The 22,133-nt window shown below is 34.0% G+C and carries 25 protein-coding genes; 8 read left to right on the top strand and 17 right to left on the bottom strand.

From position 1 onward, the window contains the following. Nucleotides 1-354 precede the first annotated feature (354 nt). Together ACZ76X_RS12895 and def are read left to right on the top strand one after the other, a co-directional pair. Nucleotides 355-501 carry a YjcZ family sporulation protein gene (locus ACZ76X_RS12895; RefSeq protein ID WP_000274562.1) on the top strand — a complete coding sequence of 49 codons (147 nt, stop codon included), beginning with the start codon at nt 355-357 and terminating at the stop codon, nt 499-501. A 155-nt stretch (nt 502-656) separates the two neighbouring features. Continuing rightward, complete coding sequence (gene def / locus ACZ76X_RS12890) at nt 657-1,211, top strand: peptide deformylase (RefSeq protein ID WP_000957055.1); 555 nt, start codon at nt 657-659, stop codon at nt 1,209-1,211. Between the two features lie 60 nt (nt 1,212-1,271). On the opposite strand, the gene ACZ76X_RS12885 is transcribed toward def, so the two are convergent. Beyond that, on the bottom strand, nt 1,272-2,045 hold the full coding sequence (locus tag ACZ76X_RS12885) for a Cof-type HAD-IIB family hydrolase (protein ID WP_479850635.1): 774 nt from the start codon (nt 2,043-2,045) through the stop codon (nt 1,272-1,274). Nucleotides 2,046-2,592: 547 nt separating this feature from the next. Between ACZ76X_RS12885 and ACZ76X_RS12880 the strand changes: the two genes are divergently transcribed. Beyond that, nucleotides 2,593-2,805 (top strand): DNA-dependent RNA polymerase subunit epsilon, encoded by a 213-nt coding sequence (locus tag ACZ76X_RS12880; RefSeq protein WP_342715576.1) that lies wholly within the window; start codon nt 2,593-2,595, stop codon nt 2,803-2,805. A 4-nt stretch (nt 2,806-2,809) separates the two neighbouring features. After that, nucleotides 2,810-4,477, top strand: a complete 1,668-nt coding sequence (gene rnjA / locus ACZ76X_RS12875; RefSeq protein WP_000670368.1) for a ribonuclease J1 — start codon at nt 2,810-2,812, stop codon at nt 4,475-4,477. Nucleotides 4,478-4,515: 38 nt separating this feature from the next. Here the strand turns inward: rnjA and ACZ76X_RS12870 are convergent, their stop codons facing one another. The 10 genes from ACZ76X_RS12870 to ACZ76X_RS12825 all read right to left on the bottom strand — a co-directional run bounded on the left by ACZ76X_RS12870 (nt 4,516) and on the right by ACZ76X_RS12825 (nt 11,501). After that, complete coding sequence (locus ACZ76X_RS12870) at nt 4,516-5,181, bottom strand: potassium channel family protein (RefSeq protein WP_000504032.1); 666 nt, start codon at nt 5,179-5,181, stop codon at nt 4,516-4,518. 83 nt (nt 5,182-5,264) lie between these two features. Beyond that, nucleotides 5,265-6,131, bottom strand: coding sequence for a cytochrome C oxidase assembly protein (locus ACZ76X_RS12865; protein ID WP_098667482.1), 867 nt, complete (start codon nt 6,129-6,131; stop codon nt 5,265-5,267). 253 nt (nt 6,132-6,384) lie between these two features. Further along, nucleotides 6,385-7,515: an N-acetyldiaminopimelate deacetylase gene (locus tag ACZ76X_RS12860; RefSeq protein ID WP_479850634.1), complete on the bottom strand. Its 1,131-nt coding sequence runs from the start codon at nt 7,513-7,515 to the stop codon at nt 6,385-6,387. Between the two features lie 61 nt (nt 7,516-7,576). Next, entirely contained in the window at nt 7,577-8,299 is a 723-nt protein-coding gene (gene dapD / locus ACZ76X_RS12855; protein WP_016086511.1) for a 2,3,4,5-tetrahydropyridine-2,6-dicarboxylate N-acetyltransferase, read from the bottom strand. 71 nt (nt 8,300-8,370) lie between these two features. Next, complete coding sequence (locus ACZ76X_RS12850) at nt 8,371-9,255, bottom strand: LysR family transcriptional regulator (protein ID WP_098667480.1); 885 nt, start codon at nt 9,253-9,255, stop codon at nt 8,371-8,373. A 142-nt stretch (nt 9,256-9,397) separates the two neighbouring features. Then, on the bottom strand, nt 9,398-9,841 hold the full coding sequence (cbpB, locus tag ACZ76X_RS12845) for a cyclic-di-AMP-binding protein CbpB (protein ID WP_048530727.1): 444 nt from the start codon (nt 9,839-9,841) through the stop codon (nt 9,398-9,400). 170 nt (nt 9,842-10,011) lie between these two features. Next, nucleotides 10,012-10,203 carry an antirepressor AbbA gene (abbA, locus tag ACZ76X_RS12840; protein ID WP_000817794.1) on the bottom strand — a complete coding sequence of 64 codons (192 nt, stop codon included), beginning with the start codon at nt 10,201-10,203 and terminating at the stop codon, nt 10,012-10,014. Nucleotides 10,204-10,310: 107 nt separating this feature from the next. Further along, nucleotides 10,311-10,829: a ribonuclease H-like YkuK family protein gene (locus ACZ76X_RS12835; RefSeq protein ID WP_000896650.1), complete on the bottom strand. Its 519-nt coding sequence runs from the start codon at nt 10,827-10,829 to the stop codon at nt 10,311-10,313. Nucleotides 10,830-10,903: 74 nt separating this feature from the next. Further along, entirely contained in the window at nt 10,904-11,053 is a 150-nt protein-coding gene (locus ACZ76X_RS12830; protein ID WP_048530729.1) for a hypothetical protein, read from the bottom strand. A 211-nt stretch (nt 11,054-11,264) separates the two neighbouring features. Next, nucleotides 11,265-11,501 (bottom strand): YkuJ family protein, encoded by a 237-nt coding sequence (locus tag ACZ76X_RS12825; protein WP_098667535.1) that lies wholly within the window; start codon nt 11,499-11,501, stop codon nt 11,265-11,267. 233 nt (nt 11,502-11,734) lie between these two features. On the opposite strand from ACZ76X_RS12825, the gene ACZ76X_RS12820 reads away from it, so the two are divergent. Continuing rightward, nucleotides 11,735-11,971, top strand: a complete 237-nt coding sequence (locus ACZ76X_RS12820) for a glutaredoxin family protein (RefSeq protein ID WP_000717880.1) — start codon at nt 11,735-11,737, stop codon at nt 11,969-11,971. 120 nt (nt 11,972-12,091) lie between these two features. Here the strand turns inward: ACZ76X_RS12820 and ACZ76X_RS12815 are convergent, their stop codons facing one another. The 3 genes from ACZ76X_RS12815 to fadH form a co-directional block, all read right to left on the bottom strand. Beyond that, nucleotides 12,092-12,580, bottom strand: a complete 489-nt coding sequence (locus ACZ76X_RS12815; RefSeq protein ID WP_342715582.1) for a DUF3993 domain-containing protein — start codon at nt 12,578-12,580, stop codon at nt 12,092-12,094. Nucleotides 12,581-12,762: 182 nt separating this feature from the next. Next, nucleotides 12,763-13,980, bottom strand: coding sequence for an EAL domain-containing protein (locus ACZ76X_RS12810; protein ID WP_000564300.1), 1,218 nt, complete (start codon nt 13,978-13,980; stop codon nt 12,763-12,765). 255 nt (nt 13,981-14,235) lie between these two features. Beyond that, entirely contained in the window at nt 14,236-15,000 is a 765-nt protein-coding gene (gene fadH / locus ACZ76X_RS12805) for a 2,4-dienoyl-CoA reductase (RefSeq protein ID WP_048530742.1), read from the bottom strand. Between the two features lie 230 nt (nt 15,001-15,230). Between fadH and ACZ76X_RS12800 the strand changes: the two genes are divergently transcribed. Beyond that, nucleotides 15,231-16,088, top strand: a complete 858-nt coding sequence (locus ACZ76X_RS12800; RefSeq protein ID WP_098667534.1) for a metallophosphoesterase — start codon at nt 15,231-15,233, stop codon at nt 16,086-16,088. Nucleotides 16,089-16,184: 96 nt separating this feature from the next. Next, entirely contained in the window at nt 16,185-16,421 is a 237-nt protein-coding gene (locus ACZ76X_RS12795) for a hypothetical protein (protein WP_048530745.1), read from the top strand. 159 nt (nt 16,422-16,580) lie between these two features. On the opposite strand, the gene ACZ76X_RS12790 is transcribed toward ACZ76X_RS12795, so the two are convergent. Both ACZ76X_RS12790 and ppx read right to left on the bottom strand, forming a co-directional pair. Beyond that, nucleotides 16,581-18,689, bottom strand: coding sequence for a polyphosphate kinase (locus ACZ76X_RS12790; RefSeq protein WP_479850633.1), 2,109 nt, complete (start codon nt 18,687-18,689; stop codon nt 16,581-16,583). A 107-nt stretch (nt 18,690-18,796) separates the two neighbouring features. Next, complete coding sequence (gene ppx / locus ACZ76X_RS12785; RefSeq protein ID WP_479850632.1) at nt 18,797-20,344, bottom strand: exopolyphosphatase; 1,548 nt, start codon at nt 20,342-20,344, stop codon at nt 18,797-18,799. Between the two features lie 168 nt (nt 20,345-20,512). Here ppx and ACZ76X_RS12780 point away from each other — a divergent pair, with 168 nt between their 5' ends. Continuing rightward, a complete protein-coding gene (locus tag ACZ76X_RS12780; protein WP_000804864.1) occupies nt 20,513-20,971 on the top strand; it encodes a YkyB family protein in 459 nt (152 codons plus the stop codon). Nucleotides 20,972-21,002: 31 nt separating this feature from the next. On the opposite strand, the gene ACZ76X_RS12775 is transcribed toward ACZ76X_RS12780, so the two are convergent. Continuing rightward, a complete protein-coding gene (locus ACZ76X_RS12775; RefSeq protein WP_098667475.1) occupies nt 21,003-21,665 on the bottom strand; it encodes a YkyA family protein in 663 nt (220 codons plus the stop codon). Between the last annotated feature and the right edge of the window lie 468 nt (nt 21,666-22,133).

The raw sequence follows: 22,133 nt of genomic DNA, 5'->3' as shown, positions 1-22,133 counted from the left end.
TAATACAATCTTGATCACGTTTTTTAGTTTACAACTATTCTAATTACGATGTCAATTACTTTGAATACGTTTTTTTATAAATAATCTGCCGGTTTCTTCTACACAAACGTGTTTTTATTTTTCACATCTGTATTAGTAAGCATTAACCCGCTGTTATATTATTCCCTTTTTAACTTGTTTTTTCTCTTAGAATAATATGTAAACGATTTAATTCTCTTTAGTTTTTCTCCCTTCTTAGCAAAAATATACAAACTCTTCTTCCTTTTATAGGTAATTACCCATACATTTCTACTCTTCCCTCCATACATTATAGTAACCGCAGTATTAGCGGGAAATGATAAAGGAGGTCATCTCATGTACGGATACTCATATTGCTATCCAACTTGTTCATATCCTTCCTACGGTTATGGCGGTTCTTGTGGCGGGTCTGGACGCGGCTTCGCCTTAATCGTTGTGTTGTTTATTCTTTTAATTATCGTTGGTGCTGCTTGCATTCGCTAATGTAAAATGAAACAACTATGGAAAGAAACAGACGGCTTTGCCGTCTGTTTCTTTTTATTACATACAATAGAACTCTTTCCAAAGCGCTTCTCCCTACTTGTCGATGACTTTTTTCGGCTCCTTTGGTAGACTAAAAGGGAAAGGAGAGATTACATATGCTTACAATGAAAGATGTAATTCGCGAAGGAGATCCTATTTTGCGAAATGTTGCAGAAGAGGTAGTAATACCAGCGAGCGAAGAAGATACAAATACACTTAAAGAAATGATTGAATTTGTAATAAATAGCCAAGATCCTGAAATGGCTGAAAAATATAGTTTACGCCCTGGAATCGGATTAGCGGCTCCGCAAATCGGTATTTCAAAGAAAATGATTGCGGTTCATGTAACAGATACAGACGGTACGTTATATAGTCATGCATTATTCAATCCAAAAATCATTAGTCATTCTGTTGAGCGTACATATTTACAAAGTGGTGAAGGCTGTCTATCAGTAGACCGCGAAGTACCTGGTTATGTCCCTCGTTACACAAGAATTACAGTGAAAGCAACATCTATTAACGGCGAAGAAGTAAAATTGCGTTTAAAAGGTTTACCAGCAATTGTATTTCAGCATGAAATTGACCATTTAAATGGTGTTATGTTCTATGATCACATTAATAAAGAGAATCCATTTGCTGCTCCTGACGATTCAAAACCTCTAGAGCGATAATAAAAAAAGGCGGGAGTTACTCTTCCGCCTTTTTTTATATGAAATGGGTTCCATATTCACTTATAGCAATCCAGCCCATTTTAAGCCATGATATATGCCGTCTTTACTAACATCCTTTGTCACATGATTTGCAAGTTTTTTCAAGTCTTCATGACCATTCCCCATCACAATACCTGTCCCAACTGCTTCGATCATTTCTAAATCATTTAAACCATCTCCAAATGCATACACTTGTTCACGGTTAAATCCTAATTTTTCAATGAATTTCTCGATCCCTTTTGCCTTAGAACCGCCATTTGGAATAATATCCATGGAATACGCATGCCAGCGAATAAAATGAAAATCTGGGTATTGATTTATAAACTTTTCCTCTTCATTCACTTCACAGAAAAGAAGTGTTTGATAAATATTACGCTTCTCATAAAAATTAGGTTCATAGGCCGGATGCTCAAAATTCAAGCTTCCAAAACCTTCTTTCACATAATCATGATATTCAACTGATGCTCTCATTTCTTGATGATCAAGATATACAAGCGGGTATCCTTCTTGATTTGCAAACTGAGTAAACTTATGTAAGGCAGCTGGATGTAACGGGTTATTAAATACTACCTCATCTTCAAATACAACGTACTGTCCATTAAAACTAACATAATTGTGAATATTAAGTTCCTCACGAATATCTTCAAACATAAATGGCGCACGTCCTGTTGCAATTGCTACATGCACACCCTTTTCTTGTAACTGTCTTACTGCATCTCTTGTAGATTGCGGAATCTTCTTATCATGATCTAATAATGTTCCATCAATATCAAAAAAGACAATTTTATCATTCATTTGTCAAAATCCTTTCTGTTACTCTATATTCCTATTTGGATTATCGCTTTTCAAATTCTAAAAAAAAGTATAACATATTAAACATCTGTGAAGAAAGCGTTCACTTTCTGACCTTATTTATGAAACCTGCATATATATATTTAGTAAAAAGTGTGGATACTTGTTCGTATGAATTTTCTTTTCTATTCTTTCTCATACTATACCTATAACTAACGGCTACTAATCGTTACTATAGAATAACTTTCCCTGTATGAGAAAGGACAAGATTCAACATTCACTTTTGTCTTCTTTCTTATAGCAGAGACGGCGTTTTCACTAGTAATATGCATGTTTAAATAAGGAAAGGAAGGAGTAATCATGCTGAAGAAGCTGAAGAAAAAGCTCAAGCGTTATTTAAAAGATCTGGTCGGTAAAAAGACGATCGCTTAAATTGTGCCCATTTCGGGCTTTTTCTTCATTCTCATTCGAAAAAACATGAAAATCGTGACTGTTTGCTTTATAATAAGTAACAGATAATGCAAAACATAGACAAGGAGAGGTTTTCCAAATGATTTTTAAAGTATTTTATCAAGAAAAAATGACTGAGGTTCCAGTACGTGAAAATACAAAAGTTTTATATTTAGAGGCTACGTCTGAAAAGGATGTTCGTAAGAAATTAAATAAGTTCGCATATAATATCGAGTTCGTTCAGTCTGTTACTGGCAATCATCTTGAATATGAAAAAGAAAACGCTGATTTAACATTAGCGGAAATCGTATAGTCATATGAAATTTCTAAAGAATGATCAAGCAGCCGTTTTTGCTTTAGGTGGTCTTGGTGAAATCGGTAAAAATACATATGCTGTTCAATTTCAAGATGAAATTATTATAATTGACGCTGGAATTAAATTCCCAGAAGACGAACTCCTCGGAATCGATTATGTAATACCAGATTACACTTATTTTGTGCGAAACGAAGATAAAATTAAAGGATTGTTCATTACACATGGTCACGAAGATCATATCGGTGGAATTCCTTACTTATTACGTCAAGTGAACATTCCTATTTATGGTGGTAAATTAGCAATTGCGCTAATCAAAAACAAACTAGAAGAGCACGGATTACTTCGTAAAGCAAAACTTTATGAAATTCAAGAAGATGATGTTATTAAATTCAAAAAGACATCAGTTTCATTCTTCCGTACAACTCACAGTATCCCAGATTCATACGGAGTTGTTGTGAAAACACCTCAAGGACAAGTGGTTCATACTGGAGATTTCAAATTTGACTTCACACCAGTTGGTGAACCTGCGGACTTAACAAAAATGGCCGAAATCGGAAAAGACGGTGTACTTTGCCTCTTATCTGACAGTACAAACAGTGAAGTTCCAAACTTTACAATGTCTGAGCGTCGCGTTGGTGATAGTATTCAAGATATTTTCCGCAAAGTAGAAGGTCGTATTATCTTCGCAACCTTTGCATCAAATATTCATCGTTTACAACAAGTTGTTGAAGCAGCTGTTGAAAACAATCGTAAAGTGGCTGTATTTGGTCGCAGTATGGAAGCAGCAATTGAAATCGGACAAAACCTCGGTTATATTCGCTGTCCGAAGGATACATTCATAGATGCATCTCAACTAAATCGCCTACCGGCTAATAAAGTTGTTATTTTATGTACAGGTAGTCAAGGGGAGCCAATGGCAGCACTTTCACGTATTGCCAATGGTACGCATCGTCAAATTCAAATCATCCCTGGCGACACAGTTGTTTTCTCTTCTTCACCAATCCCTGGTAATACAATTAGCGTAAGTCGTACAATTAACATGTTGTATCGTGCTGGTGCTGATGTAATCCATGGAAAACTGTCAAACATTCATACGAGTGGACACGGCGGACAAGAAGAGCAAAAACTAATGCTTCGTCTAATTAAACCGAAGTATTTCATGCCAATTCACGGTGAATATCGTATGCAACGTATGCATATGAAGTTAGCTAATGATTGTGGTATTCCAGAAGAAAACTGTTTCATCATGGATAATGGCGATGTTCTTGCCTTACGTTCAGATGAAGCAAGCGTAGCTGGTAAAATACCATCTGGATCTGTCTATATTGACGGAAATGGTATTGGAGATATCGGTAATATTGTATTACGCGATCGTCGCATCCTTTCTGAAGAAGGACTTGTTATTGTAGTTGTAAGCATTGATATGAAAGAATTTAAAGTTGCAGCAGGACCTGATATTATCTCACGTGGTTTCGTTTATATGCGCGAAAGTAGTGATTTAATTAATGATGCTCAAACATTAATTACAACTCATTTAGAAAAAGTAATGGAACGTAAAACAACACAATGGTCTGAAATTAAAAATGAGATTACAGACACATTGGCACCATTCCTATATGAGAAAACGAAACGTCGTCCGATGATTTTACCAATCATTATGGAGATATAAGAAAAAGGACAATACCTTCACGGTATTGTCCTTTTCTCTTATCTCAAAAAGTGTTTAAAACGATCTACTTCATCGTCATGACCAATTACAATTAATATATCTCCCGCTTGAATATTTTCCGTAGCTCGAGGAGATACAATAACTTCTTTACCACGTTTAATCGCTACAATATTCAATCCAAACTTCGCACGAATATCTAATTCAATTAAAGAATGACCATCAATTTTTTTATTTGCAATAATTTCTACAATACTATGCTCATCCGAAAGCTCAAGATAGTCTAATACATTACTTGACGCTATATTATTCGCAATCCTTTTTCCCATATCACGCTCTGGGTGCACAATGTGATCCGCTCCAATTTTACTTAATACTTTTTCATGGTAATCATTTTGAGCTTTTACAGTAATATTTTTTACACCTAACTCTTTCAGAATTAACGTTGTTAAAATACTTGAATTTAAGTTGTCTCCAATCGCAACGACTACATGATCAAAATTACGAATACCAAGACTTTTTAATACCATCTCATCTGTTGAATCTGCAATTACAGCATGTGAAGCTATATTTGCAAATTCATTAATTTTATCCTCATCTGAGTCAATTGCCATTACTTCCATACCTAATTGAGCAAGTTCCCGGCAAATACTCCCACCAAAACGCCCAAGCCCAATGACAGCAAATTCTTTCTCTTTTTCACCCACAGGAATTCCTCCAATAACATCGAATACTATGTATTTTTATTGTAACATACTTTAGATTTGCTACAAAAACCTGTATAACATTCTTATTTTTGTTTTTGCATATAAAAATACTGTTGTAAATAAAATGCGATACTGAATATTAACATACCAAATACAAATATGTTTCCAAATGAACTAAATGTTTCAAAAACGAATAATAACGTTTCTTGTCCGAAGAAAGCAAATAATAGTTGTGTAAATGCAAATAGTAATGCCAATATGTAATGATGTTGATGGAATAAATAATGCGTTGCACCTAAAAAAGCGATAAACGAAAGGATGAAAATCCACCAACTTTCTAAAAACAGTTGCCAATTCGTAAATTGATACCCATTTACTAATATCGCAATTATTCCTATAACCGCCATCGTTGGCACACTCCAAAATAATGCGCGCCCTCTAAAGAAGCGAGTTCCTTTAACATCACCTTTTTCATGCGCAATGTATGTTAGTACTACTGTACTTATGTACAAGACCGAAAGAATTGTTAAAACGATAATGAGCCAAAAATGTAATTCATAATACTCATGCTCTATGTTTGTCACGATAGCCGCTAACATACACGGAATTAACATTCCAGTCCAACCATCTACTTTTCTTTCATTCCAAAACACAGTGTTACCAATCCGTATACCTAACAACATAAAAATAATGATACCTAGTACAAATAATGTTGTTTTATTCCCTACTAAACTCGTTGAGAAAGCAATTAATCCAATAAATAAAAAGAGCACAAACCCATTCATAATTTCTAATACAGGTGATAAATATCTCTTCACCCATTTATATGTTTCGTCATATTCATGATTATCGACTAAACGGTAGGCATAAAAACTTATCCCAAAATAAATCGCCGCAATAATCACATACGTATATAAGACGAAACACAACATTGCACTGCTAATTTGCACGTAATTCCCCACCCTTTTTCTATGTTTCACCTTGATTTTACACACTTTCTACAAGAAATGTAAACATATATAAGCTAGTTAACTAATCATCTGCTCAATAAGCGATAATGAATAATGAGCAGCGGCTCAAAACCACTGCTCATTATTTTATCCATTTGTATGTCGATGTGCATCCAAAATAAATGTGAAAGACCTTTTCGTCCTTGAACTAACAATCCTTCACTTTAAATCGTTTCGAAGTTGGCGAGCAAGTTCACTTTCTAGTTCCTTTCCACTTCACATACTGATCTAAAAATACGATAGCTTTCTCAATAGCCTCTTCATCTGGTTGTAATTTTGCGTGGTGTAAACCGTATTCTGAATTTACTCCAAGCCAAAACATAAATCCAGGAATCTCTTGAAGCATATAACCAAAATCTTCACCTGTCATCGCCTCTGTACATGTAATGACATTCATATCAGTTTGTTCACTTACGAACTGCATAAACTCTCTCGTTAATGCTTCATGGTTATATACTTGATGATACATCGCTCCGTAGTCAATAGCCGCTTCACATTGGAAGGAAGCTTCTATCCCCGCAACAATTGCCTCAATCCTACTTTTCACACGACTCATTGATTCTACTGATAACGTTCGGATTGTCCCTTCTAACCGAGACTTTTCTGCTATGATATTTTGAACTGTACCACCTGTTATTTTGCCGATTGTAATTACTGCACTATCAAGTGGATTCACATTACGACTAATAACGGATTGGAGTTGTGTAACGAGATGACTTGCTGCAACAATCATATCATTTGCAGTATGAGGGTAGGCTGCATGTCCACCTTTCCCTTTTAAATCAACATATAACTCTGATGTATTTGCAAATAATAGCCCCTCTTTAGTGGCGATTGTTCCTACAGGGTATTCAGGTGCAATATGAAGACCGAGAATTATATTTGGCTTCCATTCTTTTAACTCTTCGCTCTCTAACATAGGAAGAGCCCCACCTGGACCTTCTTCAGCTGGTTGGAATAGAAACACAAGGTCATCATCTATCCTTTTTGTTACAGCTGCTGTTAGAAGGCCTAAACCGATTGTCGTATGTACATCATGTCCACATGCATGCATCATTCCCTCATGAATAGAAGCAAATTCATATCCAGTTTCTTCTGTAATTGGTAAACCATCTATATCTGCGCGATAACCTATAATTTTTTCTGGATTTTTTCCATTTACTTTAACAATGACACCCGTTTCCCATACTTTCACTTCCACATGTTCATTCGAAAGCGTTCCAATGTAATCTAAAATATACTGTTGTGTTTTCCACTCTTTAAATCCAATTTCCGGTATTTTGTGTAAGTCTCTACGAATTTGAATAAATTTGCTTACTGCCATTTTTGCACCTCTATCTATAAAAAGCGTAAGAGCCTGTTTATGCTCTTACGCTTTTTTGTTTTTATTTCTCTGGGTTTAATTGACGAAGCTCTTGTTTAATTTCAGTTTTTGCTTTTGTCTTCTCATCAATCTCTTTAATTACACGCGCTGGAGTACCTGCAACAACTGTATATGGAGGTACATCTTCTGTTACAACAGCTCCTGCTGCTACAACTGCACCTTTACCTACTGTAACTCCCTCTAACACAACTACGTTAGCACCAATTACAACATCATCTTCAACGATAACTGGTTTTGCTGAAGGTGGCTCAATAACACCTGCAAGTACTGCACCAGCACCTACGTGACAGTTCTTACCAACAGTTGCACGTCCACCAAGTACTGCGTTCATGTCGATCATAGAACCTTCACCAATTACAGCACCGATATTAATTGTTGCATTCATCATGATAACAGCGTTGTCGCCGATTTCAACGTGGTCACGAATAATCGCGCCTGGCTCAATACGAGCTTTAATACCTTTTAAATCCAGCATTGGAATTGCAGAATTACGACGGTCATTTTCAACAACGTAATCAACGATGTGCTTACTATTTTCATCAAGAATTGTCTTAATTTCAGACCATTCTCCAAATAATACACCAGACTTTTTATTTACAAATGCTTGTACCGTTTCAGGGAATGTTACTTCTTTTAAATCCCCTTTTATGTATACCTTTACAGGAGTTTTCTTTTCACTTTTTTGAATAAACGAAATAATTTCGTTAGCGTCCATCATTTTCATTCTTGTTGCCTCCTAAATCCATTTATAATGTTACTCTACCAAACGATAGAGCGAGTAGCAAGATAATAATCCTATTTTTCCATTTGAATTTCTTCTATAATTTCTAAAAATGCTTGTACTTGCTTCAATTGTCTAGCTGATTCACTCGTCAATAACCATGTTTCTCTTGTTAATTGCACAGGTGTTTTATACATGTTTTCCTGTACTTCTTTTAAAACAGTAGAAGGTAATAGAGCATAACCTATGCCATTTAAAACGAGTTGTTTACACGTCTCAATTTGATCAACGACAATCGTTCTCTTAGGTGGATTAGAAAATAAACCATACCACCAATTTTGTATTTGTCCATAGTAAGTCGAATCACTTTTAAATTGAATAAAAGGTCTATTTGTTTCTTTTAACATCGAAATATCTTTTATTTCTTTATCCACTAAATAAAGTTCATCTTCAAATAATTGTTGTTTCTGCCCTTTATATTCTTGTGTTCCTCTTAATATAGCAACATGAACGTCTCCTTCATAAAATTGCTTTTGCACTTCACTACTCCAGCCAGTAAACAGTGATATTTTCACAGAAGGATATTTATTCACAAACTTCTTTAAAACAGGAGGAAGCCAATATTGACCAATAACTGATGCAACAGCTATTTTTAACGTTCCGTGAGTTTCTGTTCTAAAAACAGCTAACTCACTTTTAATATTTTCTTCCCTTTGTAGCATTTCTTTTGCGTAATTTGCGACTTTTTCCCCTTCAGGTGTAATTGTCAATCCTTTTTGCGAGCGAATAAAAAACTTCATTCCCCATTGTTTCTCCATAGATTGTAATCGTTGACTAAGCGCAGGTTGTGAAACAAATAAACGTTCCGCCGCTTTTCTCATATTTGATTCCTGTGCTAACACAACCATCATTTGAAAATCATCAATTTGCAACTTTCTCCCTCTTTCCTTAGCTTCCATACACCTTATCTCAATAAGCTTTTCATCCTTAATTGAACTACATACTCATATATTTTTTATCTTTTTAAATATAATACATACACAACTGATATGCACGAAAAAAAAGTGACTTCCCCGTTTCTATGAAGCCACTTTTCTCACATTATCGATTATGTTGCCTTACTTTTTTATTCAACAATTTTAAAATCGCTCGACGTGTTAAAATCCCCTCAAAATACCCTTCTTCATTGACAGCGCAAATAAAAGGATGATCAATTGTCATTTCTAATGCTTTTGCAAATGAATCTTCTAACTTAAGAACCGGAATATCTTCCTTCATCACCTGTTCTACCTTCATTTCGTCAAGTCTTTCAAACTCAATACGTTCTAACCCTAGCATACCGTCTAAAATCATAGCAGTACTAATTAACCCGTGTAATTTGTACATCGGGTCCAAAACAGGTATCGCCGAATATCCAGATTTCACAAGTACGAGTAAAGCATGCTCTAAGCCATTCCCTATTTGGACGTGCGCTACTTTTTCTGATGAAATCATTAAATCTTTCACAAAAATTTGTTGAAACTCGTCTTTTGGAATACTAATCATATTACATCCCCCATTTTCCCTTTTTCCTGCTTATAATCACCGGCTCTATTCACATTTTATGACAGCGTTTTCATATTATTATTTTGTCCTTACATTATTTCAGTAAAAAACAAAATCACACAGCTATTTTAGCATATAACGCAAAAAAAAGACTACCATTCCGGTAGCGCTTAATACCCTTTATTTTTTAATCTGTAAAATAATCTTGTGATTTTTTTATATTGCATCACATCTGTCTTTTTTAAACCATTCTCAATATCTGTAAGTTCCACAGCTAAAATTTCACTCGCATAATTTTGCTGAAATAAAATATCTAGTAACAAACTTTCCTCTTCTTCCGTTAAAACAAATTCCCTTTTCATATACCCCTCTCCTTATACTCGCATCGTTACCATTATTATATAAAATTTTCAGCCTATTTAATAGATGTAATATTCAGTTTTTGGTAAGAGATATATAAAATTTGTTTTTATTTCGTATATCGATTTGCATAACTAAACGCTGCATAAGCATCTGGCTTAATTTTTGCAGTTAATCCCATCGCTTGAATTTTCGCTGTCATATCTAGAATAAATTCTTTTGTTAAACCATCATTTCCGATATCTAAGTGAATCTCCATTATAAATCCAGCCCCATCTTGAGCGTATGGATGCAATAAATCCCATATTGTTTGTATGTGATTTGGAGTAAATAAGCATGCGATTTCTTGACTAAACTGCGTTTCTAAATATATCTTCTCACGTAAGGTTGCTGGCTTATCTTTTACTGATTGATGGTGTAAACATCCCCAGGCTCCTTTTCCAACGCGATGAATATGAATTGCCGTAATAAACCTCGTATCCTTTTGATGTGCTTGTGAGTCTGTCCCAATGGATAAGCGATATAAATTTCTTGGATCCTTTTCAATGAAATTACAAATACGAGTAAAGACCATATCAAAATTTAAATGTCTCTCTGAAACATTATAAAATTTATGTTCACCGGCCACATAGTCACGTCCTTTCAATTAGACAGACTTTTCGTATTCTCATTGTATGGGACAAAAACAAAAAATATAACTTCCTACCCTTTATTCGTTTCAATATTCCGAATTACATACTGACAAACTTGGCACGTATAAATTACATTTTGGTTCGATTGAGCCGTTAATACATGAATAATCTCAGCAGCATTGTGACAATTAGGACAAATGACAACTGGTAAACGTTCCATACAACACACCTCCTCATTATGTTTATCCCTCTATTTACTATTCGCCTCCAATTAGTGATCGCTAATAAGCAGTATAGGACAAAGAATCTTCACTGATTACAATTTCACTTTATTACCATTGTAGGAAAAATGAAAAATCCCTATACATATATGCGAAAAGTAATAGAACTAAAAAAGGTGTTGCCATATGGCAACACCTTTTTTATATGTATCAAGAAATGATATCGTAAATCTCAATTGCAACCATGTCGATATTATCGAATTGATACACTTGAGGTTTTTCACCTTGTTGATACACTTCTAACTCATACATTTCACTTTTATCGAAAAATTTCACGCTACATTTACGCTCACCGTTCACTTCAAAATAGCGTTGTGCTACTTCACCGCTTTGAGCTTGTTCTTGTAGACTAACAAGTCGAGTTAAAATTCCTTGGAGTAGAGACATGAAATCTCTCCTTTCTCTGATCTTCCTACCAATAGGTTTTACAGCTATACTCATTCTATCCGTCATAACAGAAAAAATGTTCCACACTCTAGGATAAAGGTTATTGGCCAGAAACTCAACTAAAAATTTGTCGAAATACGAAGGAAAAAACAGAAAGAACATCTTTTTCCTTCTTTATTGCGATTTTTATACTGGAAGAATATAATAAGAAACAGTAAAAAGGAGGAATTACAATGAAAAAAATTGAGGTTTACACACAACCCGATTGCCCGCCATGTGTCATTGTGAAAGAATTTTTAAAGCATAATAACGTTGTATATGAAGAATTTGACGTAAAAAAAGACGCCGCTGCACGCAATCGTCTTTTATATGACTATGATTCTTATTCAACTCCAACGGTTGTAATTGACGGAGAAGTTGTTGCTGGTTTTCAAATTGAAAAATTACAACAACTTCTCAATATAGAATAGGAATAGGTAAAGACCTATTCCTATTCCTATTCTTATCCCGCTAGTTTTTAGGAAGTAAACATTCAATTGTAGAGGGCTAATAATCAGCGGAATATGTCCCCTATTAATTAAAGTTTCACTTTATAATTGTTGTAACCTTTTTATTTCCGTTAAAAGTTCTTGGCTTTCATGATATCCGGCCAATTTCCATTTCCCTTGATCTCTTTGCAAAGTTACAATTTGATATTGTCCACTTTTCGCCCGTTCATATACATATAAAATTTTATGCTCTTCATCATATGACATTTTCGTTTCTGAATTAAAAGAAAACGGCGCTTCTTTTGCTGGAAGTAAATATTCACCACTTTGTTTATCACTTCTACTATTTTCATCTGTAAATACTTGAAGGAAATTCTCTGTAAAATACGGTGATAACGTTTCTATCATCTTATTCATTGGCAAATGCTTCCCACGAATTGAGAATTGGGTTTCATAGCCCTTTTGTATCGTTGTATACACTTCTTTCCGATCGACTTTCACTTCCTCTTTCCCTAAAACAGTTGTAACACTATAACCAACTAGAAAGGCAACGCATACAAATAGAACTAACCATATACCATATTTCCTCATTTTTTCACCTTCCTTTTAAGAAAACTTGTCTTTGTAGTATTCATTGTAACAATGATTATGCAAAGAAAGGGCTGATTTCGTTCGTAAAATCTTTACAACGATAGACAGCATTTTTGGCACCATTTTCACTATTACCAATTTATGATAAAAACAAACAAAAAATGCACGAATCTCTTCGTGCATTAAAATAAAACATCTTCTTCATATAAATATTCATACGATAAATCTATAAATAAAAAGTTTTCATCATCAATCGGGAAAGAAAATGTTCGTACCATCTCACCGGTTTCAATATCAGCATATAAATCTGAAAGTCTTGCCTTATTCTCAAAACGCATTTTCATAATATTCTCTAGAAAATACGGGCGCCAACTCCAGTTCTTCATATAATACTCAGGCATTACAATCCATTCCCCATCTTTTTTCATAACGTTTCCTGATTGTTGAAAACCATCTTCGTTACAAATAAATATGCGAAAACTACATTGTGATACACTTTGACTAAATTGTAATAACCAATCATTTATATCTTCATTCTTTTTCTGCTTGGCTAAAACATCACCAATTCGATCACGTAACATTTCTGTTAAATTATAAATTTTTTGTAACTTCTTCTTCTCATGTTGAATGAATTGATGACACTCATTGCCAAGTCGTTCTTTCAAAACGTTCGTTTCAATAAAATCAGGTAAGCATTCTTTCAAATAATTCCCTTGATAGTATCTACCACCGTTTTTCCAAGCATATTGTAGCTGGTAAAAAGCATCTATTTCTTCATATAACAATGTTGCACCAATTCTTCTAGCAAGTAATGATAAAGAATATAAAATATCTTGATAAGATTGTAAAAGTGCAGTTTGCCTTAAGTTTGTTAAATCTACCTTTAAAATATCCGGTGCTAACACGCTAATACGTTCTAAATTACTTGTACCCGTTCCGACTTTATTAATCGAAATTTGAATACCATATGTACGATAATACATAAGCAAATGATTAAATTGCTCTATATCTTCTTTACATTCATGTTCTGTAATCTCTAAAACAATGTGTTTCAAATTTAAACCTTGCTCTTCATACATCAATAAAAGTTGAAGTAAACTTTCATCATCATCGTTCATTAATACGTTAGCATTCCGATGTATAAATAATAATAATTTTTGATCACTTTCTAAATAACGATTTAAAGCTTTTTCTACTATAATGTTATCCGCTTCTAGTTGAAACTCACTTGGAATAGAATCATCGTGAAAGAAAGAAGCTAAACTTTGTATGCCCTCTTCTGTTTGAATACGTCCTACGACTTCATATCCAATTACAGTATGCTCATCAGCACTAAAAATAGCTTGATAATAAGGAAGGACTTTATCCAAGTTACTCATTACATCTAATGCATCTATCAATGCGCTTCCCTCCCTTTACTTTTCAAAAATTATAACATGATATTTACGGAAAAATAATAAAAAATCCCTTCAGTTTTCCTGAAGGGATTAGAGGGGTAAAATGCTAAGGGGAATTAGCAATTCTACTATGAAGAAAAAAGAGGTCTTAAATATACCGTATATATGACCTCTTGTAAACACTTTTCTTTCATATGTCACAATTCCGTCACATTTAACCGTCGAAAAATGAATCAAACATTCATTTTCTTATCCCTTTTAAAATGGATATTGATGTAAATGTTGTCCTCCATCCATTGTCATGCAAGTTCCATTTATGTACGCAGCTTCATCTGAACATAAATAATAAGCTAGACCTGCAATTTCTTCTGGCGTGCCCAGTCTTCCAAGCGGAACACTTTGTATCGTACGCTTAGCCATTTCTTCTGAAATCCATAATTTATCAGCACCGCCCGTACGTTCAATTGGTCCTGGCGCGATAGCGTTAACTCGTATTCCATATTTACGGCCCCACTCAACAGCAAGTGTCTTCGTCATTGCTAATACTCCAGCCTTCGCTGCAGCCGAATGAATAACTCCCGGACCTGCATCCCATGCATATGTTGCTACCATGTTAATGATATTCCCTTTTATACCTTTTTCAATCCAATATTTCCCGACAGCATGGCTACAATAAAATGTACCGTTTAACACAATATTAATGACTGAATTCCAGCCATTCACGGATAAATCTTCTGCTGGACAAATAAAGTTTCCAGCTGCATTGTTTATTAAAACATCAATTCGACCAAACTTCTCATCAATCTGTTCAATCATTTTCTGAATATCATCCGGATTTCTTACATCCATTTGCACAGGTAATATTTGCCCTGGAAACTGTTCAATTTCCAACTTTGTTTCCTCTAGCTTTTCCTTTGTACGTCCTGTAATAACAACTCGTGCCCCTTCTTTTGCAAACCGAGTCGCCATTCCTTTTCCCATTCCGCTCGATCCACCTGTTATAATAACTACCTTTTCTTTCACATACATCCCCTCCAAAAAATGAATACACATTCATTTTATCATTTTATTTAATAGAAATCTTTATATTTTTAAACTTTTCTGATATTTTAACGTAAAGAGGTTTCTATTCATTCATTTTTTCGTAATATATACTACTTTTGTATTATTTAAAATATATTTTAAATAAACTGAAAGGAGATTTGAGTAACCTATAAATGCAACATAAGTCAAATAGGTGTACTCATATTTTTATGAAGAAAATTACAAGAAGAGATTTTTTAAAAACTGGCATGCGCACTTGTTTATATTCATTTATAACCACTAGTATCGGATACTATTATGCTAAATATATTGAGCCTCATTTACTTTCTATTACAGAACATACACTACAATCAAAACTCATACCAAAAAGCTTTCATGGTATGAAGATTCTTCAATTTAGCGATTTACATCTCGGATACTATTTCTCTCTTCACCATTTATCTCAAATCGTTTCTAAAATTAATGCTGTAAAACCCGATATCGTCCTTTTTACCGGTGATCTCATTGATAATTATCAAACATATACTGACACTCCTTTCGTTGCATCTATTTTAAAAAATATACAAGCACCCTTCGGTAAATTTTCTATTTATGGTAACCATGATCACGGCGGATATGGAACAGAGTACTACGAACACATTATGCGCGAATCTGGATTTGAACTGTTACTAAATAGCGAAAAGAAAATTCGTCTAATAGATAATAGTGAAATTTCAATTTTCGGTCTTGATGATATACTACTAGGCAAACCAAGAATAAAGGAGACACTACATCACGCGAAGCAAAACACTTATAACATTGTTCTTGTTCACGAGCCAGATATCGCACCCCAAATTGCTCAATATCCAGTTAACTTACAGCTTTCTGGTCATAGCCATGGTGGACAAGTACAAATTCCCTTTTTAGGAGCAATTATTACCCCATCACTTGCTAAAAACTATGTAGAAGGGTTCTATACAATTCAAGATTTAGCCCTATATGTCAATCGAGGCCTTGGCAGAACACGCGTCCCATTCCGATTTATGTCAAAACCTGAAATTACGATTTTCACACTCCAACATTCGTAATAATTCGCCTATTTTCTTACATAACCTTTCTTGTACGCGCTCATCCATGTTTCATTTACCATATGATAAAAGTGAGTCCAATAAAGGAGGTTTGTCATGTATCCATATTATCAACCAATCCCAGTCCGTTCAGCACCTATTGGTCCAGTAGGCGACTCACGCTTTTTTCCGTTTTTTGGCGTCCCATTTCTAGCTGGTATTGCTGGCGGACTACTTGGCGGAGCATTAGCTTTCGGTCCTAGACCGTATTATCCACCATATCCACCACCTTTCCCACCGCCAGCACCTTATCCTTGTTATGGTGGACCTTGTCAACAACCATTCTATTATTAATGTACCGCAACAATTCTACTAATGTTATTTCCTTTCTTAACCGATTCATGATCCATTAACATGCTTATAATAAAAAATATTCTCTCTACGCATCCTTTATAATAAGTAGAGAACAAAGTAAAAAACCTCTTAAAAAAGAGGTTTTTTACTTTGTTCTCATTATTCAGCATCCGTGTTTTGATATGCCATCTTAAATAACTTCACTTGGCTATCAATCTCTTCTGCCCCATTATTAATAACATAATAATAGTCACCGTCTTTATTTTGTTCACGCGTTTTCACATTATCAGCTAAAGTAAGCTGTAAAATCGCCTTAATTCTCGCCTTCATTTCAATATCTAATATCGGGAAAGATATTTCTACTCGCTTCTCCATATTTCGTGTCATCCAGTCAGCTGAAGATAAGTATATTTTCTCTTCTCCATTATGGTGGAAATAATAAATGCGGCTATGTTCTAAATATCTCCCAACCACACTAACGACACGAATATTTTCACTTACATTTGGAATACCAGGCCTTAAACAACATGTTCCTCGAACGATGAGCTCTACCTTTACTCCAGCTTGTGATGCTTCATACATTTTTTTTATTAACGGTTTATCTGTTAATGAATTCATCTTGGCGATAATATATCCATTTCCATATTGTCTATGATAACGAATTTCTTCATCTATTAAATCGATAAACTGCTCTCTTATATCAAATGGCGCAACCGATAAATGGTGAAAATGTGGTTTTGTTGTATAACCACTTAAATAATTAAAGAAATTTGTTGCATCCACCCCAAAGTCTTTTCGTGATGTAATATAACCGAAATCAGTATATAACTTTGCTGTTGCATCATTATAATTTCCAGTCCCAAGATGTACGAACCTTTCAATTTTTCCGTTTTTTCTCCTTACAACTAGCGTAATTTTACTATGTGTTTTCAAATGACTTACACCGTAAATAACGTGACAGCCTGCCTTTTCTAATTCTTTAGCCCAATGTACATTATTTTCTTCATCAAATCTTGCCTTTAACTCAACTAATACCGTCACTTGCTTTCCTTTTTCAGCCGCTATCTTGAGCGCCTGAATAATCGGCGAATCCCCACTTACTCGATATAAGGTTTGTTTGATTGCAAGTACATTCGGATCGTCTGCTGCATCACGCACAAAATCAACTACTGGCTGAAACGATTCAAACGGATGATGTAATAAAATATCATGCTCAATTGCTTTTTCAAATACATCTTCTGCATCCCCTAAATCTTGAGGTCGTTGCGGAATAAGAGCCGGATATACTAAATGTTCATATAATGGAGCTAGTTTTTTATATAAAGAGAAGAGACATGTTAAATCTAGCGGTCCATCCATTATATATACGTCTTCATCTTTTACTTCCAACACCTCATATAATAATGCTAATACTCTTTCATCAATATGCTCTTTGCCAACTTCTAAACGTACAGCAGCTCCCCACTTACGCTTTTTTAATTCTTTTTCAATTACTTTTAATAAATCTCTCGCACCTTCTTCATGAATCGTTAAATCCGCATTGCGTGTAATACGGAAACGAGTCACAGATGATACTTTATATCCAGTGAATAATTTATGAGTAAAACCACTAATTACATCTTCTAATAAAATAAATTTATGCTTTTGCCCTTCGCTCGGCAAAAATATGAAACGTTCAAGTAATGAAGGAACTTGTACAATTCCTAATTTCGTACGGTTTTCTTCCTCCACTTGTTTCTCATCATATAAAAGTGTAGCCAAATTCAAACTTTTATTTAATAACATCGGAAATGGACGATATGCATCGATAGCTACAGGTGTTAAGACTGGGAAAATTTGTTCATCAAAATACTCTTCTATAAATTCTCTCTGTTCTTTCGTCAAATCATGGAATGTTAAACGCTCAATTCCCTCTAGCTCCAGCGCTGGCAATACATAATTTTTAACCGTATCATATTGTACAGTCATTAATTCATGCGCCTTTATCGCAATTTTATTTAATTGCTTTTTTGGTGTTAAGCCAGCCTTATTCTCCGGTTGGTTAAACCCAGCACTCACTTGATCCTTCAATCCTGCTACGCGTACCATAAAGAATTCATCTAAATTTGAGCTGAAAATGCTAATAAACTTTAATCTTTCCAAGAGCGGATTCGTTTCATCCTGTGCTTCTTGTAGTACACGTTCATTAAATGCTAGCCAACTTAGTTCCCTATTGTTGTAATAAGCTGTATCATTTAAATTTACTATATTCCCCTTCAACGTTTCCATCCTCTCCACACTTCCCTTGAAACTTTTTTACTATAATTTAGTTACTTTTATTTTAGCAAATTACAATATTCCAAAGTGTTAATTTTTTGTAAAGACATCCGTACAACTTAATGTTTTGATTCGAAAGATAAGTTAATAGTCGTTTTCAATACTCTTTCCAGCTGCTTTTTTTGCTTTTCAGCTTGCACTTTTTCTGCTAATGCCGATTGCTCACACAAAATTTTAAATGTTAATCCTTCCTTACTTTCTGTTACACATATCGATTCAACAAGCGATCTTTTTCTTATGTTTAGAGCTGCTGAAAATTGTAAAACAGCTCCTAGTAAGCGAATTTTTTTCTGTTCATTTTTATCAAACCATCCTTCAAACAGGGACAAATGTTGTTTGAATAACATTTTTGATTTATAAGATGCAATAAGCGCTAATCTAACTCGATCTTTATGCATCATACCATCGATTGTTTTATTCGCTAATAAATAAAACGTATGTAAGCGGCTCGCTTCTTCATCTATATATTTTCCTATATTAAATACTTTCGCTGCCTGCTGAAATACTTCCCAGTCTCTTTCGGACATAGAAATAAGACCTGCTCCTTCAAGCTGTTGACAAATCAATCTTCCATGTTTAACAAGTTGAATAACAAATTCCATATCCATTTCGTATTCATGTGATAATAAATGCAAACTTTCTTCGACTACGTTCGGATAATATGAAATCCCCAAATCTTTTGTCAACTCTTCATAGAAAACACCTTCTCGTAATCCTTTTCTACTTAATACAAATGCTGGTGCCTCTATAACGTTAACAAGCTTATGAAATACTTCGACTGCTGGAATAATTGTATCTGCTCGATCTTTTGCCAACCCTTCCAATTTTTGAAGCTCTGTGAAAGACAATGCTTCCAATTCTTCTTTCACATTTTGAATATCTTCTTCTTTCATCTTATATAGATGTACCCCTGCTATAGGATAACAAATTAAATTTTGATGGATTTTCACTAAGTTCCTCGCACTACCACCAATTGCAATAAGAGGCAATTTTTTGTCAATTAACCATGGTAATGTTCGAAATTGATCTTCTAAGTACGTTTGAATCTTTTCCAACTCTTCTTCAGTAGGTATATTCTCTTTAATAAATTGTTGCTTTAAAGAAAGTGCTCCAAAAGGAAAGCTATGATACTCTAAAATCTCTCTATTTCGAAAGTATGTAACTTCCGTACTTCCTCCACCAATATCTACTGTAAGTCCCTCAGAAAACGAAGTTGAATTCATAACTGCTAAATAGCCGTAACGTGCTTCTTCATATTCTGATAATACTCTAAGAGTAAAGTCTGTTTGTCCTTCAACAAGTTTTTTAATTTCTTCTTGATTCTCAGCCTGCCTAATTGTTGCTGTTGCAACACAAAGTACATGATGCAACTTGTGGAATCGTGTACTTTCTTGAAATTGAAATAATGTGTGTAACAATACCTCTATTCCTTTTTCACTCAACATGCCATCGACTAAGTAGTTCCTTAACCGAGCAACCACTTTGGTATTTTCAATTTCCTTATAAAAACCTCCGTTTTGCTTTTCATAAATAACTAAACGCATTGTATTAGACCCAATATCTATAATCGCATATTGCTGTTTTAATATTTCTTTCAAACTTCTCACTCTTTCATTATCAAATTTCTAAAACACATTCTATTACTATTATACAAAATGGTTGTTTTTTGTAACAATATTGCTTTAATATTGAAAATATATACAATCACTTTTTGCATATAATAAAAATCACTTTTATTTATGATATAATAATGAAAAATTGAAAGGAGATTCAATATGAAACCTTCACAACCACAATCTCAATTACAAAACCAACATTCTATTAATCGACTAGCTCAATCTATTTTCGTTGTGAATCGTCATGCTAAAGCTGCAACTAATCCAAAGTATTTATACTGGTTAAAAAAGACGGCTTTAGAACGCTTAATTGCCGAGAAAAAAGCTATTAAAGAAGGATTACATTTTTCTAGAAATCCACGTTTTAGCCAACAACAATCTGATGTTCTTATACGTTTAGGTGATTATTTTTTCCATATTCCTCCTACCAAAGAAGATTTTCGAATCCTACCACACCTTGGTCATCTTGAATCCTCCTATCGAAATCCGAAAACAACCTTATCTTTAACAGTAGCAAAGAAGACGCTTCAAGATTATATTGGTCCTGAAGCACTGAAACAAGAAAAAAAATTAAGTGAACCTGTCCCATGGTATAGTCGTACTTATACAAAAAAATAAAACAGTTTGGCCCATTATTGGCCAAACTGTTTTATTTTTTCTCTTCTTTAATCTTAATATTTGCTTGTTTATAAAAAGCTATTTTTTCTGTATTATAAGTTTTTGTGAATTCATTAAACTTATCTTTTTCTGATTCAATATCTTTATAAGACTGATTTACTACTTTTACTTTTTCACTAATATCTTTTAATTTTGTACCTTTATCTTGTAACATTGTATATAATTCTTTTTCTTGTTTTAGCGATTTATTATAGCTATCATACATTTTGTTAAATGAATCATGTCGTTTCTCATATGTGCTCTTCACTTTATCCGCTTGATCTTTCAATTTCTTATCTTCAATTTTCTTCACATATTTATCTACTGACTTCACTTCTTCTTGTGCCTTATTTAAAGATTCTTTTTCTTTTTTTAGCACTTTTTCTCTTTCATCTGTATTTTTCACTGCTTGGTTCAGTTTTTCCTTAACAGTTTGATTATTATCTTTTCCTTCTTGAACAATCTGGTTATATAATTCTTGTCCCTCTTTTTCTAAAGTTTCAAGTTTCTTCGCATCTTCAAACATTGTTTTTTCTTGCTTTGCAGCATTTTCAAACGCAACATATAATTCCTCTTCTGGTTTCGGCCCGAAACAACCCGCTAGTAAAATCATTGATAATGCAGTTACAATTGCTAATTTACTATACTTCAACATCTTTTCCTCCTACTTATTTACGATCATCGTGTAAAAAGCTATGAAATTATTTATCCTTTATTAACTCCATACTCGCACCTTTTTTTACGAGAATCATTCATATTGTTTATAATGCTTGTACAAATTGTATTACTCAAAATTACATTTTCGAACTAAATAGCAGTTTCATCTCTACCTTTTAATTGGTACTTTTTAAAACCTGTTTATACTATGTATTACATAAAAGTACAACGGAATTCATCACAGCCATAATAATTTGGAGAACAACAGTAATAATTCACCTCATAAAAGATGGTCGTTGTTCTGTCACTTCTATCATTCTATCATTCCCTTTCCGCTTTCTATCAAATAACCTCTTTGTTCATTTTACACAGTGTAAATGTCATCTTGCAACAACTTACAATTATTCTTGTCATTCCCTAAAAAGGAAAAGTGTAGAGCATGCTTTCCTCTACACTTTAAAAATGA

This window comes from Bacillus sp. BC05(2025), assembly GCF_056725905.1.
Note: the sequence above shows the minus strand (reverse complement) of the source record. Positions and strands in the feature narration are given on the sequence as shown.